Genomic DNA, 14,957 nt, shown 5'->3' with positions numbered 1-14,957 from the left:
GTGAGGTGTATTATTGTTGATGACGAAGCGAGTGCAAGGGCCATTGTGCTGGAGTTGTGTCGCACTATCCCTGAAATGGAGGTAGTGTCGGAATTCCCCAATGCCCTTGAAGCGTTAAAATTTTTAAAGCATAACCAGGTTGATCTCATCTTCTTGGATATCCACATGCCCAAATTAACTGGGGTGGACTTCATAGAAACTGTAAGTAATCCACCCAAAATAGTGTTGACCACATCCGATAAGGAGTTTGCTATTGAGGCCTATGGCTATGAATTCATAGTAGACTATTTGGTAAAACCCATCTCCCCAGAGCGTTTTCAGAAATGCGCAATAAAGCTGCGCAACGCGTTTCGGGCCATTAACAGTTCTGATGACGATCATCAAATGGGGCCAGGAGAGGATGAAGATCTTTATATTAATATTGATAGAAGACTCATCAAACTTAAATTTGGGGATATCCAATTGATTGAGGCCAAAGGGGACTATATAGAGATACAGACCAAAAAAGAAAGGTATCGGGTTCATTCCACCTTAAAAAAAATCAAGGAAAAACTGCCAGAGTCAAGGTTTTTACAGATACATCGCTCGTACATCATCAATTTTGCACAAATCGTGGATATCCAGGATAATAGTGTTTTAATAGAGCGAAGCGTAATACCCATAAGTCGTTCCAACCGCCCAGAATTAATGCAACGACTAAACCTGCTTTAAAAAGAAAGAAAAATACTACAATAATAGGTTTCTTTTACGTTAGATAGTTAGACACTTTTGAAAATGTTAAGGAAACAAGCGAATAACCATTAAATCTTTTAGCATATGTCATTGGAAATACGTGAAAACCGAGGAATCTTCGAAATCTTGGGAAAAGTATCAACACAACAATTGGGAGCTTTGAATTCCTATTTCAATGCCGTGCTGGAACAAGAGGACAACATTGTTATAAGTTTGGAAAAAGTCACCCAAATGGATACTTCCGCTGCTCATTTTTTTGAAAAATTATATCGTAGTTCTGCCGAAAACAACAAGGTGGTTTCTTTAATTGGGAGGCAGAACGATACACTAATGGAAATTCTAAAAACCACTAAGACCAACTACATTTTAAGCCCGGATAGGATTTAATCCCTCTAAAAATCCAGCAGATGACAATTACCGACTACCAATCATATTTTAAGGCCACTCCTCAAACTTTAAACGATTATGACTTTAAGAGGTTAACAACCTATTTTGAGCTGCTCGCTGAGGTTAAAAAGCCAGTTGTTAGCTTGGTAACACCGGTATTTAAGGCAAAAGACACTTTGATAGCGCATATTATGGGCTTGACAAATCTAAAAACCATAATCCCCTACGAAATCATTTTTGTGGAAAACAATGCGGATAAAGAAACCCTATCGATTTTGGAGCAGTTGGGTGCCAACGTGGTGAGTGAACCTCGCCAGGGGATTACCTATGCCCGTCAAAAAGGATTGGAAGAAGCCAAGGGGCAAATTATATGTACTATGGATCCCGATTCTATCTACGACCCTTATTACATTGATAAAATGGCTCTTCCTTTTTTTATGGATAAGGATTTGGTGCTTTGCTATTCCGTTTCCCAGAGTTATGAAGAGGATTTTCAACTTTCTACCAAAATGCATTTTCGAAATCGGCTGAAAGTGGCTTATTTCAGATGGAAGTTTTCAAGAGGTTTTACCAACAAGATCAAGCATATAAGGGCAGTGTGTATGGCAATGCGTAGGGAAGTACTCACTCCAATTGGCTATGAAACCGATTTACGGATAGTTTCCGGCTGTGATGATGGCATGCTCGCCATGCATTTGCACAATATGGGTAGGTCAAAATACATAAATGTGGATGTATACACTGCACTTCCGCCAAAGCGGGAACCAGGTAAACCATTTCCATTCTGCAACGAAAGATTCCTTCCTTCCAAAAAACCATTGGAGAGGACATTTCAGGAGCTGGAAATAGACCAAACAACCAAATAAATTCCAATTTTTCCTGCTCCACAAAGAGGGGCGGAATTCCTTTCATAGGAATCTATCCTAACCACCTTCAAGCACTTTTAAAAAACACCGATGTTGTTCATCGATAAGTGGAACAAAGACCTGACCTCCGATATAACAGTGCTTACAACATGCTACCTCGGTTTTACAACATAGAATTATTCAAAAGTAATATTAATCCTACTTTGCAATTGTGTTTAGTACTACAAATTAAAAATCGATCTTATGAAAATTTTAGTTGTTGACGACAAACAATCCCTGAGCGAGCTGGTTTCACAGTTTTTAGGGCAATCCTACACAGTTACTACCATGGAAGATGGTTTGGCCGCTTTGGCCTGGATGCAGGAAGGTAATATCCCCGATTTGGTAATTACGGACTTGGAGATGCCAAATATGGACGGTTTTGAACTGATCCAGAAAATCAAGGAAAGTGGATATTTCTCCAACATTCCCATTATTGTTTTGAGTTGCAGGGATAGCAGTTCTGACCGAATCCAATGTCTGAAATTAGGGGCGGATGATTATCTGGTGAAGCCTTTTAATCCTGAAGAACTGTTGATTCGCGTAGAAAAATTACTCATCAGAGCATAGTAAGTATCATGGAAGTAGTTTCGGACAAGAAGGTTTGCCTATTATATATAGGCATGGATCAAACCGTGGTGGATCAATTTATGGACCATCCCCAAAAAGTGGATTTTCACATCGCCAAAAATGCCGTTTTGGCAATCAGATGGTTGGAAGAAAACCCTGAAGTGGATGCCATTCTATGTGAAAAGCAAATTCCTGGACAGACCGGGATTGAATTCCATAGAACATTACGCGAACGTTTTGCAAACAAGCATGCAATCCCATTTATCCTGGTCGCCAAAAACCGGGATAAGAATGACCTGTCCGAAGCCGTGAAAAATGGGATTGACGATTTCTACGTTCAGCCTTTGTCCACCACTAATATTCTGGATCGGGTAAGGTTTCTCAAGGAGTTGAAGGCCAACTTGCAAAAAGAAAAAATCTCACCCTCAAGCGGTGATGATGGCGAATATAAAATAGGATTTTGGAAGCGATCGTTCGATATTGCCGTGGCCAGTTTGGCACTCTTGTGTGCTTCACCATTTCTATTGCTTTTCATTCTTGCTATCCGTTTAGAATCCAAGGGTAAGGTATACTACATCTCGAAAAGAGTGGGCACTGGCTACAAGATTTTCGATTTCTACAAACTGAGATCCATGTACCCGGATGCTGATAAGCGACTCAAAGAATTTGAGCATTTGAACCAATATGTACATGAGGATGAAGAGGAATCTCTGGATGACCAAGAGGACCAAACAAAAACAGCTGCCGGCACTGTGCTAATAGGTGATGATACGGAAGTGGATGAGTTACAACATAATATCAAGCGTAAAGAAAGTGCAAAAAGTGCCTTTGTAAAATTTGATAATGACCCCAGGATTACCAAAGTGGGAAAAATCATTAGAAAACTAAGCATTGATGAACTGCCCCAATTGATCAATGTATTAAAGGGAGATATGTCGATAGTTGGAAATAGGCCACTGCCACTTTATGAAGCGGAAGTACTGACCACTGATGAATGGACGGATAGATTCAATGGCCCTGCGGGAATTACGGGACTTTGGCAGGTAGAGGCCAGGGGAAGAAGTTCCAAGATGTCTCCTGAAGAACGTAAAAGCCTTGATATCAAATACGTAAAATATGCAAATAGCAAATACGCATTTCTTATAGATATGTGGATTGTGCTTAGAACCTTCAAAGCAGTGTTCCAGAAAGAGAACGTATAATGAAAAAAAGTCAGCTCGTTTTTTTACTCTTGGTGCTGTTTTGCCATCTGTCCTTTGGACAGTCCATCAATGACTTTATTGAAAAAAGCTTAAAGGACAACGATATTGCCAAAAAACTGCCGCCATTGGACACTTTGGTAGCCATGGCGAAAGACTATTCGCCCTTTATTAAGGTCACGGTCTCAGAACAACAATATAGGGATGGTGTGGTATCCGCTGAGCAAAGAGCTTGGCTGCAATACATTAACCTTGAAGCCGGCTATAACTACGGCATTTTTGACAACCTAAGTAATGCGCAGATTGCCGGTGACCCCCAAAGTCAAACACTTTTTTCTACGGAGCAAAGTAGATATACCGTAGGGGTTTCCCTGCGATTGCCCCTGTCGGCCATTGTAAACCGAAGGGCAAGAATTTTGAGCGCAAAGGGAGAGGCCGAGAAGGCTAGGTATGAGACTCAGGTAGCCGAGGTTGAATTGGAACAAAAAGTAGCCGAACTCTATAACGATCTGCTTAAATCGCACCGGCTTTTTTTTATTTCCGGATCTATAGTGGACAATTTTAGGGTACAGTCCATAAGAGCGGAAAAAGACTTTGCCAATGGGGTAATCAATATAACAGAGTATACGCGTTTGCAGCAAATGATGAACCAAGCGACCATGGGTTTTGAACTCCAGCGGTCCGAATTTATTTCTTCAGTGATGGCCTTGGAAAACATCATTGGGGCAGAATTGAATATTTAGGAATGAAGTTTAACCTCCTTTTTTTTGTACGCCTTTTACTAAGGCATATGGGCTTGCTTATAGTCATGCCGATTATATTGGCTTCCATGGTGTTTTATCTCACCAGGGATGAACCCAAAATCTTCAATTCCAAAGCTAGGGTATACACAGGAATAGCCACAGGCTCCAATATAGAACTTGAAAATACCAAGATCGATTTCCGGGCTACCAACACGGCCTATGATAACCTATTGAACCTTATCAAGGCCAGGACCACTATAGAAATTGTGGGTCTAAAACTGTTCACACAACATATGGTATTGGACAGTGCCGATATCAAGATCATTTCCCGTGAAAAGTTCAGGAACTTGATGGAGGCCGTCCCAGAAGAGGTCAAGGAATTGGTTGTAAAGGGAGATGCCGAAAAGACGTATGATAACTTCGTCAAGCTTAAGGAATCCAATCATACCAACTACATCTATCAATTACTGAACCTTGACCATCCGGATTATAGTATCGAAAAGATACTGGGTAGAGTGGGTTTGCGGCGTATCTCCAATAGTGATTTTGTGGATATCGAGTTTGAATCGGAAGACCCGGGTATATGCCAAAACACCTTGTTGATTTTGTGCGAGGTGTTTGTCCAGCTCAATGCTGATATAAAGGTGAATCAGTCAGATGCCGTGGTCAAGTATTTTCAAGGACAACTGAACAAATCCACGGATCAATTACGCGGTGCGGAAGACGAACTTTTGGATTTCAACCGGACCAATAACATCATCAACTACTACGAGCAGACGAAACACATTGCGGCAGAAAAGGAGGAGTTTGAAATTAAATATTTTGAAGTTCAGCGAAAGTACCATGCCTCTAAGGCCGTCCTTTCGGTTTTGGAATCCAAGTTGGAGACCCACGACCGAAAAAGACTTTCAAGTCAAAACATCATGGAGGTCAGAAAAGAGCTGTCTAAGTTAAATTTTGAGGTTTCTATGAAAACCTTGGGCTTTGAAAAAGACTCGGTGCAAAGGGAGAATGATGCCAAGGAAGTGGCAGAAAAGATGCGACGTATAGAAGCCTTGGAGGGAAAACTTGCAGCGCATATTGACACCTTGTACACTACGGACTATAGTACTAAAAGCATTGCATCTACAAGTGTATTGTCGGATTGGCTGCAAAATACCATTGAATATGAAGGGTATGGTGCCCAGCTAAAAGTGATGGAGAAAAAGCGCGAGGAGTTTGAAGAGTTATACCAGGAATTCTCGCCCTTGGGAGCCACAATGAAACGCTTGGAGCGAAAGATAGATATTGCAGAACGGGAGTATTTAAGCCTGTTACATAGTTTGGGTCTTGCTAAATTAAGGCAGCAGAACGTAGAGCTAAAATCAAATATTAAGCTAACGGAAGTTCCTTTCTTCCCCATTAGCCCCAAACCCAGTAAGCGAATGCTCCTAGTGATCGTTGCGGGAATGGTGGGCTTTATTTTGGTGGCTGCAACCATCTTGATCCTGGAACTTTTGGACGGGAACATTAACACGGCCAAAAGAGCTGAGGACAAGATAGAACTGAAGGTTTCCTCCATTTTTCCAGTCATCAGCAGTAAAAAGAACAAGATTGATTATGATTATTTGCAGAATAAGGCGGTCAATGCCATTTCCAGGAACATCATATTGAACCAGTTCAAAAAGGAAAAAGAGCATGTACCTGTGGTGAACATGTTGTTTTCCACCCAAGAAAATGAGGGCAAGACATTTATATGCAAAAATTTGATTGCGAAGCTTTGTGAGTTGGATTACAACATCCTCCACGTAACCTATGATGAAGAGAATTTGGGTTTACTTGGAGATTGTTACCAGAAGATTTTGTACCCAATTAGTGATCAGCTGTACAAGATTTCGAACATCCAAGAATTTGATACGGATGGGACCATTTCCGACTTCAACAAGTTTGACTTTGTCGTTCTTGAGATTCCAAGTATCATAAAAAACCCTTTCCCGGTAAAGTTGGCCTCTACCATGGATTATACCTTTTTGGTTACCAGGGCAAATCGTGCCTGGGGCGAGGCTGATGTAAATGCGCTGACTTTGTTCAATGAGGCGACCACGGGACCTGAACCGACCATCATTTTAAATGGAGTAAAAGTGCTGGAAATGGAGACCGTTGTCGGCGACTTACCCAAGAAAAGATCTTTGATCCGGAGTTGGATCAAAAAGGTGGTTCAATTTAGATTCTTCACCAAGAAAACAGTAATGTAATGTGGGGTAAGCTGAAACATATCGGTAAGGAAAAAAATCTGTCCTCGCTTATGGCCAATGTAAGCGTAGCCTTTATGGGATTGGTTAGTTTTATGCTCCTCACGAGACAGTTGGACAAGGAGCTTTTTGGTGAATGGGTGCTCTTTATCACGTTGGCCACCTTTGTTGACCTTCTTCGTTTTGGCTTAACAAGGACTTCATCGGTCAGACAGTTGTCAGGAGCGGATAGTACATTGCAAAAAAGCATTCTGGGTGCCTCATTTAGAATCAACTTGATTCTCCTATTAATCTTGACCTTCCTTTGCTGGCTTATCTTCGGACTATTGGAATTCTATGGTATCCAAATCAACAATGGATATCGTCTGTTTTTGTTCTATTACCCCTTTTTGGCCCTGTCCAATTTAAGTTGGAACAATGCCATGTCCCTTTTTCAGGCCGAGCAGAATTTTAGACGAATGATGGTGGTGCGCATTTCCAATGTGGGCCTGTTCTGTGTTTTTCTGTTGCTTAACCAATGGTGGTTAAAGCTTGGAATTATAGAAATTATTTGGATGAATGTAGCTGTGAATGCCGTTTCCAGCATTTGGTGTACGGTAAAAAGCTGGGACGGGCTATTTTATTTGAAATATGCCCAACGGAAGATGGAAAAGGAATTGGTCAACTTCGGTAAATATTCAATGGGAACCCTGATTAGTTCCAGCCTGCTGAAAAGCTCGGATACTTTTATTATTGGGATGAGTCCTTTTTTGGGATCTGCGGGTATTGCCATGTACGCTATTCCGTTAAAACTGACGGACCTTTTGGGTATACCACTGCATAGCTTCGCTATGACGGCCTACCCAAGAATGTCCAAAAAAGCCTTGGAGGGTGATTTGCTCGGAACCAAGAAGATTTTTTATTCCTACGTGGGCATCATTACGCTTTTGTTTTTCCCTGTGGCCTTGGGGAGTTTCGTGTTTGCAGAGTATCTGGTGCTTTTTCTGGGAGGGAACGAATATTTGGACTCACTTCCTTTGTTGACACTTATTTTTAGGGTATTCACGGTATATATTATGTTATTGCCGTTGGACCGCTTTACTGGTGTTTTATTGGATAGTATTAATAGGCCTAAACTAAATCTGTATAAGGTGTTGGTAATGACTTTTGCCAATATCATATTGAATCTTTTGGCAGTTTTTGTATTCAAAAGCTTGGTGGCAGTGGCCATTGGAACGGTTATGTTCACTCTCATGGGTATTTTCCTTGGATTCCATTATCTAAAAAAGGAAATTCAGGTAAAGGGAAGGCACATTGTTTCGGAAAGCATGCATTTCATCAAAAACCTTAAAACACATTTGGGCTGATGAGTACTTTCGAAACTACACATGGTTCCGACCTGTTGAGAAAACCATTGCCTATTCTCATTTTGTTATCTGTGGTGTTGACTACGGCACATCTAACAGCAACAAAAGGCTTAGTGGCTGGTATTGGAGTGATGGTAATTCCATTTGCCATTATCTATTTGGGAGCTTTGTTTGTAAACCCTAGGATTGGGGTCATTACCATACTGATTTTTAACTTCTTCGTATTGGGAATTGGCAGGTATATTCCAATGACCTGGGGCCTTCTAATGGATGGCCTCATGGTACTGATGTATTTAGCCCTATTTTTCAAAGCTTTTAGGATAAAAGTACCTTGGGTAAGGGCCAATTCGCAACTGACACTTTTGGTGACGATTTGGTTTGGCTATGCAGTGCTGCAGATTGTCAACCCGGAAGCAGTAAGTGTGGCAGCTTGGTTTTATGCCATGCGAGGCTTGGCGCTATATCAGTGGCTGTTTGTGCCATTGGTTTTTTTGTTGTTCAACAAGCGAAAGGATTTACACCTGTTCTTTTTGATTTGGGGTACGCTTTCAGTTTTGGCGACCATGAAGGGCATGCAACAATTGATTTTTGGTGTCGATAGTTACGAACAGGCATGGTTGGATGCCGGTGGGGATGTCACACATATCCTGTTTGGCAAGTTGCGTATATTCTCTTTTTATTCTGATGCGGGCCAATTCGGTGCTTCACAAGGGCATACAGGTGTGGTTTTCGGAGTTCTGGCGCTGTTCGCCAAGGACCGAAGGTTCCAAATTTTTTGTGGGATAGTGGCCATGGCCGGACTTTTGGGGATGATGATTTCAGGTACACGTGGCGCCATTGCGGTACCTGCCATGGGTGGTGTGATGTTCATCTTAGTGCGCAAGCATATTCCCAGTATTGTTCTTGGAGTTCTTGTGGGGATTGGGGTATTTGTGTTTTTCAAGTACACTACCATTGGGAACGACAATGATCAGATCAGACGAATGCGAACGGCCTTCGACCCAAATGATGCATCCTTGCAGATGCGTAAAATAAATCAGGAAAAACTGAGGGGATATTTGGCTACGCGTCCATTGGGCGGGGGTATTGGATCTACAGGCAACTGGGGCAAACGGTTTTCACCAAATACTTTTTTGGCCAATACGGCAACAGATAGCTGGTTTGTAGCGGTGTGGGCGGATACGGGCATCGTAGGGCTGTACCTACACCTATTTATTTTATTCTTTATCCTTATTACAGGAGCCTACAACTGCATGTTCAAAATACGGGACGATTGGTTAAAGGGACAGATTACAGCCTTGGTCTGTGGGATGGCCGGGATTATGTTGGCTTCCTATGGGAATGGTGTTTTCGGACAGTTCCCTACCTGCATTTTAATGTATACGGGCATGGTATTTATGTTCATTGCCCCAAGGCTGGATGAGAAAATCCGAGAAGAAAAAGAAGTTCAATTGCAGTTGGGAACGGCTGTGTAAAAATCAACCTATGAAACCATTGGTATCTATTATAACCATCAACTACAACGAGTCCGGGGTAACCTTGGATTTGTTGCGATCTATTCGTGGACTTTCTTATCCGAACTATGAGGTAGTCGTTGTGGATAATGCTTCGCCCGAAGACAATCCGGATGTAATTAAGGAACAATTCCCAGAAGTGAACCTGATCAAGAGTAAAGAAAACCTTGGTTTTGCCGGAGGGAACAATTTGGGTGTAAAGCAAGCCAATGGGGATTATTTGTTGTTCATAAACAATGATACCATTGTACCGGAAAATTTTATCGAACCTTTAGTGGAAACCCTGGAAGATGATGAAACTATTGGAATGGTGAGTCCAAAAATTAAATTTCATTGGGACCCATCACTCATTCAATACGCGGGATATACCCCAATGAGTCACTGGACTATTCGCAACAATAGCATAGGATACCATCAAAAGGATGATGGGACTTTTGATCAACCTGGGGAAACACAATCCATTCATGGTGCTGCCATGATGGTTCCTAAAAGAATTGTGGAAAAAGTGGGAACTATGACGGAAATCTATTTTCTATATTATGAAGAACACGATTGGGCCGAAATGGTAAAACGGGCCGGCTATAAGATTTACTACCAACCCAAGTCATATATCCTTCATAAGGAATCGGTTTCTACAGGAAAGTTCAGTCCGTTGAAGACCTACTATATTTCCAGAAATAGAATTTTGTTCGCACGAAGGAATTTCAAACCCTTTCCGTTATTTGTGAGCATGCTGTTCCAAGGATTGGTTTCTATTCCAAAAAATGTTCTTACATTCCTAGTAAAACGCAAGTTTGGACATTTGAAGGCGTTTTGGAACGCCGTGAGTTGGAACCTGACCCATGGAACAACTGCTAAACAACTGTGAGCTGCTGGTTTTAAAGCTTCTAGATATATACTTGTCATCCATTTACAACACGAATCACTAGCTTCACAACAAATACTTTTCTTAATTAAAATGTAGGATAATATTTACAAATATTATGAAGCCTACTATAATGTTTGAAAAGTTAAAAGTTATTTTCTTGTTCACCATATCATTTGCAATAGTCGGATGTGTTAGCGAGAAAGATTTGGACCCCCCACAGGACGACCCCGTTTCAATGGACGATGATGGCCCCTTGGGAGCCCTCAACGTGTCAGCAAGTTTTAATTACGCAACTAGTCAAGAAATTCAGGTCACCCTGGATGTTCCAGCTTTTTTGAGCAAGGCCGTTTTTTCACTTTACAGTAAAACTGGGAACCAAGATAGTATTCCTTTTGGGAGGGCAATGTTTGATTCCAATGGTCATTTCGAGCAACGGTTCGCTATTCAGGCGCAAGCAGATAGTGTCTTGTTATATTCCGATTATATCGGATTGACCAAGGATATTAGGCTGGCCGTTCAGAGTGATCAAATCACCTATGATTATAGGCCACTATATGAAAGAACAACAGCGAGCAAAAAAGATATTAGTCCTAAAGCTAGGAAGGGTAGATCAAGCACTACGGCAAAGGTTGATTACACTTATGTGACGGGATTTGACGGCCAGGGAGTACCCACTGAGTTGGAATTACCGGATGTAATCCAACAAAATCTCCTGGATGATATAAATGCCTCACTACCGGAAAGGAGCAGGGTGCCCATAGCCAATCCGCAATTCCTGGACAACTCTAGCGAAAGCAGTATGATTCTTACCGATTTGGCCGATGTGTGGGTCACCTTTGTTTCCGAAGGCGCAGGCTATAGAAATGCATTGGGGTACTATTCTTACCCATTGGGAAGCGATCCTGCAACGGTGGACGATATCGCAGCCCACAACATTATTTTTCCTAACGTATCCATGGTGGGTTCATCTGGAGGATTGGTGCCCGGAGATCGTGTGTATTTGGGAAGATTTCCCCCGAACACCGTCATCTCATGGTTTGTTGTGGCCAACGGCTGGACAGGTTCCGGTGTTGGAGATGGTAGGGGTGTTTACTACTCGGAACCCAGCTTTAACCCAGAAAACTCAAGTCTGAATACGCACGTTGTGCAATTGTATGATAGTGCGCGGGAAATCAATTTTCTGGCCTTCGAAGATTTGAGAAGGGACCAGGGGTCCGACGATGATTTCAATGATGCAGTGTTTTACGCTAGGGCCAATCCTGTGGAATCCATAGAACTTACAAATGTGGTGGCCTTGATTCCAGCGAATGACGAGGATGGTGACGGTGTGAATGATGAGCTCGACGAATTCCCGTTTGACGTCAACAAGGCCTTCAACAACTTCTCACCAACAGCCAACTTATCCGGGGCATTGGCCTTCGAAGATTTGTGGCCCAGTCAGGGAGATTACGACTTTAATGATTTGGTGGTAACCTATGATTATAACTTGATTACCAACGCTTCAAACTTAATAACTAGGATAGAGGGAACCTTTGTCATTGATAATATTGGAGGTGCGCTCCATAATGGTTTTGCCTTGGCTTTCCCCATTGATCCAGCTCTGGTAGACGATGTACAAGGTCAGGTTATCAATGCCGATTACATCAACTTAAACTCCAACGGCACGGAGTCAGGAACCGCTGCGGACGAGACAGTCATTTTTGTGGCAGGAAATACAATTGCCATGGAAGGTGAAACTATTGAATTGGGAATCGATTTTAACACTCCCATGAGTTATGAGAATTTGGGCTTGGTGCCTTTCAATCCCTTTTTAATTTCCAATGGTACCCGTTCCAATGAAATTCATCTACCGGATTACACGCCAACAAGTAAGGCCGCTTCACTGGGGACATCAGATGACGATAGTGATCCAAGTTTGGATCGTTTTTACAAGACAGATAGAAACTTGCCATGGGCCTTGAACATCTTTGATGATTTTGTGGCTCCCCAAGAATCAGTTCCGATAACCATTGAGTATCCCAAGTTTGTCAACTGGGCAAATTCGGGCGGCACCCAAGATTTGGACTGGTACATACGATAAATCAAAAAATTAAAATAGAACAAACCTTAAATACACTTCAAATTATGAATATAACAGTAATTGGTACAGGTTACGTAGGCTTGGTAACAGGTACCTGTTTCGCAGAAACCGGGATAAACGTGGTCTGTGTGGACATTGATGAGAAAAAAGTGGAAAAGTTGCGAAATGGGGAAATCCCCATTTACGAACCAGGCCTGGATGTGCTTCTGGAACGCAATATGGACAAAGGACGAATTTCCTTCACCACAAGTTTGGAAAAGGGAATCAAAAATAGTGATGCCATTTTCATTGCCGTGGGTACACCTCCAGATGAGGATGGAAGCGCGGATTTGAAGTATGTTCTTGGTGTGGCCCGGGAAATAGGACAGCATATGGAAGATTACAAAGTAATCATTACCAAGAGTACGGTTCCTGTGGGAACTTCATTTAAGGTGAAATCTGCAGTAGAGGAGGAGTTAGCTAAAAGAGATGTTCGTATTCCTTTCGATGTGGCTTCCAACCCAGAGTTTTTGAAGGAAGGGAGTGCCGTGGACGATTTCTTAAAACCCGATCGAATTGTGGTTGGTGTGGAAAGTAAGCGGGCCGAAAAAGTCATGAAGCGTTTGTACAAACCCTTCCTAATGAACGGTCATCCACTTCTATTCATGGATATTTTCTCTTCGGAGATGACAAAATATGCAGCTAATTCCATGTTGGCGACCAAAATCAGTTTTATGAACGATATCGCCAACCTTTGTGAATTGGTGGGTGCCAATGTGGATTTGGTGCGTAAAGGAATCGGATCAGACTCCAGAATAGGGAACAAGTTCATCTACCCCGGTACGGGATATGGTGGTAGCTGTTTCCCCAAAGATGTGCAGGCTTTGGTACGTACAGCAGATGAATACGGACACTCCCTAGAGGTTTTGAAAGCTGTGGAAAGTGTGAACTACAGGCAAAAATCAGTCTTAGTGGAGAAAATCAAGAACCATTTTGGAAAGAACCTCAAGGGCAAGCAATTTGGACTTTGGGGACTGGCCTTTAAGCCCAAAACAGATGATATGAGGGAAGCTCCATCGCTTGTCATTATAGATGAATTAAAGGCCCTTGGAGCCAATATTCGTGCCTATGATCCAGTAGCCATGGAAGAAGCGGAACGCATCTTGGGCGATAAGATAGAATATGCCAAGGATGAGTACGATGCCATTATTGACGCAGATGCTTTGATCGTGGTAACGGAGTGGTCAGAATTTAGGATGCCCAACTTCAGAATATTGGAAAAGCTGATGATCAACAAGTCCATTTTTGATGGCAGGAACATATACGACCCTGAGGAAATGGAAGAACTCGGGTTTACCTATTACAGTATTGGTAGGGATGCTGTGTTGAGCACCAAGGAAGAAACCGTTAAAATTTAATTAAACAAGATGAAACGAATATTGGTAACAGGGGGAGCAGGATTTGTGGGTTCCCATTTATGTGAGAGACTTTTGAACGAAGGAAATGAGGTCATAAGCATGGACAACTATTTCACGGGAAGAAAAAGTAAGATTGTTCATCTATTGGGCAATCCATATTTTGAGGTGATTCGCCATGATGTAACCCTTCCCTATTTCTTGGAGGTGGATGAAATTTATAACCTGGCCTGTCCGGCGTCTCCAGTGCATTATCAGCACAACCCAATAAAGACCATCAAAACTTCTGTTCTAGGTGCCATAAACATGTTGGGATTGGCAAAACGAATCAATGCCAAAATCCTACAGGCTTCCACTAGCGAGGTCTATGGTGACCCGGAGTTGCACCCACAGCCAGAAGGCTATTGGGGACATGTGAACCCAATCGGAATTCGCTCCTGTTACGATGAGGGCAAACGATGCGCAGAATCACTCTTTGTGAACTACCATACCTCCAATGACGTATTGGTGAAGATCGTACGGATATTCAATACCTACGGGCCTCGAATGGAGCCAGATGACGGCCGGGTGGTTTCCAATTTTATCATGCAGGCACTACAAGGTAAGGACATCACCATTTTCGGTGACGGAACCCAAACACGAAGTTTTCAGTATGTGAGTGATTTGGTGGATGGAATGATAAAAATGATGGCTACGGAGGATGATTTCATTGGTCCTATCAACATCGGAAACCCAGGAGAATTTACCATGCTGGAGTTGGCGCAAAATATAATTGATCTTACTGGAACCAAATCCAAAATTATTCATTTACCGTTGCCATCAGATGATCCTATGCAACGCAAACCGGACATCTCATTGGCAAAAGAAAAACTACAGGATTGGAGTCCATCGGTTGATTTGCGCGAGGGTCTTGGAAAGACCATCGAGTACTTCAACAATCTGTTGCAAGAAAAGTCGATCAAAGAATTGGTAGAAGGATAAAAAGAGC

13 protein-coding genes are annotated in these 14,957 nt (G+C 42.3%); all 13 read left to right on the top strand.

What is annotated here, in order from left to right; genetic code table 11:
* Nucleotides 1-711: a LytR/AlgR family response regulator transcription factor gene (locus tag BUC10_RS10580; RefSeq protein WP_073179324.1), complete on the top strand. Its 711-nt coding sequence runs from the start codon at nt 1-3 to the stop codon at nt 709-711.
* 105 nt (nt 712-816) lie between these two features.
* Complete coding sequence (locus BUC10_RS10575) at nt 817-1,119, top strand: STAS domain-containing protein (protein WP_073179322.1); 303 nt, start codon at nt 817-819, stop codon at nt 1,117-1,119.
* A gap of 20 nt (nt 1,120-1,139) precedes the next feature.
* Nucleotides 1,140-1,985 carry a glycosyltransferase family 2 protein gene (locus BUC10_RS10570; RefSeq protein ID WP_073179320.1) on the top strand — a complete coding sequence of 282 codons (846 nt, stop codon included), beginning with the start codon at nt 1,140-1,142 and terminating at the stop codon, nt 1,983-1,985.
* A gap of 243 nt (nt 1,986-2,228) precedes the next feature.
* On the top strand, nt 2,229-2,594 hold the full coding sequence (locus tag BUC10_RS10565) for a response regulator transcription factor (protein WP_073179318.1): 366 nt from the start codon (nt 2,229-2,231) through the stop codon (nt 2,592-2,594).
* 8 nt (nt 2,595-2,602) lie between these two features.
* Entirely contained in the window at nt 2,603-3,796 is a 1,194-nt protein-coding gene (locus BUC10_RS10560) for a sugar transferase (protein WP_073179315.1), read from the top strand.
* Nucleotides 3,796-4,536 carry a TolC family protein gene (locus BUC10_RS10555; protein ID WP_073179313.1) on the top strand — a complete coding sequence of 247 codons (741 nt, stop codon included), beginning with the start codon at nt 3,796-3,798 and terminating at the stop codon, nt 4,534-4,536. The genes BUC10_RS10560 and BUC10_RS10555 overlap by 1 nt, the downstream gene beginning before the upstream one ends.
* Before the next feature lie 47 nt (nt 4,537-4,583).
* Nucleotides 4,584-6,770 carry a GumC family protein gene (locus BUC10_RS10550; protein ID WP_131819066.1) on the top strand — a complete coding sequence of 729 codons (2,187 nt, stop codon included), beginning with the start codon at nt 4,584-4,586 and terminating at the stop codon, nt 6,768-6,770.
* Complete coding sequence (locus BUC10_RS10545; protein ID WP_073179309.1) at nt 6,770-8,113, top strand: oligosaccharide flippase family protein; 1,344 nt, start codon at nt 6,770-6,772, stop codon at nt 8,111-8,113. Before BUC10_RS10550 ends, BUC10_RS10545 begins: the two co-directional genes overlap by 1 nt.
* Nucleotides 8,113-9,588 carry an O-antigen ligase family protein gene (locus tag BUC10_RS10540; protein ID WP_073179306.1) on the top strand — a complete coding sequence of 492 codons (1,476 nt, stop codon included), beginning with the start codon at nt 8,113-8,115 and terminating at the stop codon, nt 9,586-9,588. Before BUC10_RS10545 ends, BUC10_RS10540 begins: the two co-directional genes overlap by 1 nt.
* Nucleotides 9,589-9,598: 10 nt before the next feature.
* On the top strand, nt 9,599-10,495 hold the full coding sequence (locus BUC10_RS10535) for a glycosyltransferase family 2 protein (protein ID WP_073179304.1): 897 nt from the start codon (nt 9,599-9,601) through the stop codon (nt 10,493-10,495).
* A 157-nt stretch (nt 10,496-10,652) separates the two neighbouring features.
* Nucleotides 10,653-12,575: an LruC domain-containing protein gene (locus BUC10_RS10530; protein ID WP_165614885.1), complete on the top strand. Its 1,923-nt coding sequence runs from the start codon at nt 10,653-10,655 to the stop codon at nt 12,573-12,575.
* A 44-nt stretch (nt 12,576-12,619) separates the two neighbouring features.
* Nucleotides 12,620-13,972, top strand: a complete 1,353-nt coding sequence (locus BUC10_RS10525) for a UDP-glucose dehydrogenase family protein (RefSeq protein ID WP_073179300.1) — start codon at nt 12,620-12,622, stop codon at nt 13,970-13,972.
* Nucleotides 13,973-13,981: 9 nt separating this feature from the next.
* Entirely contained in the window at nt 13,982-14,950 is a 969-nt protein-coding gene (locus tag BUC10_RS10520) for a UDP-glucuronic acid decarboxylase family protein (protein ID WP_073179297.1), read from the top strand.
* Nucleotides 14,951-14,957: the final 7 nt, after the last annotated feature.

It is taken from the genome of Flagellimonas flava (assembly GCF_900129665.1).
Taxonomy (GTDB): domain Bacteria; phylum Bacteroidota; class Bacteroidia; order Flavobacteriales; family Flavobacteriaceae; genus Flagellimonas; species Flagellimonas flava.
The sequence above is the reverse complement of the archived record's forward strand: the minus strand, read 5'-3'. Positions and strand labels throughout refer to the sequence as shown.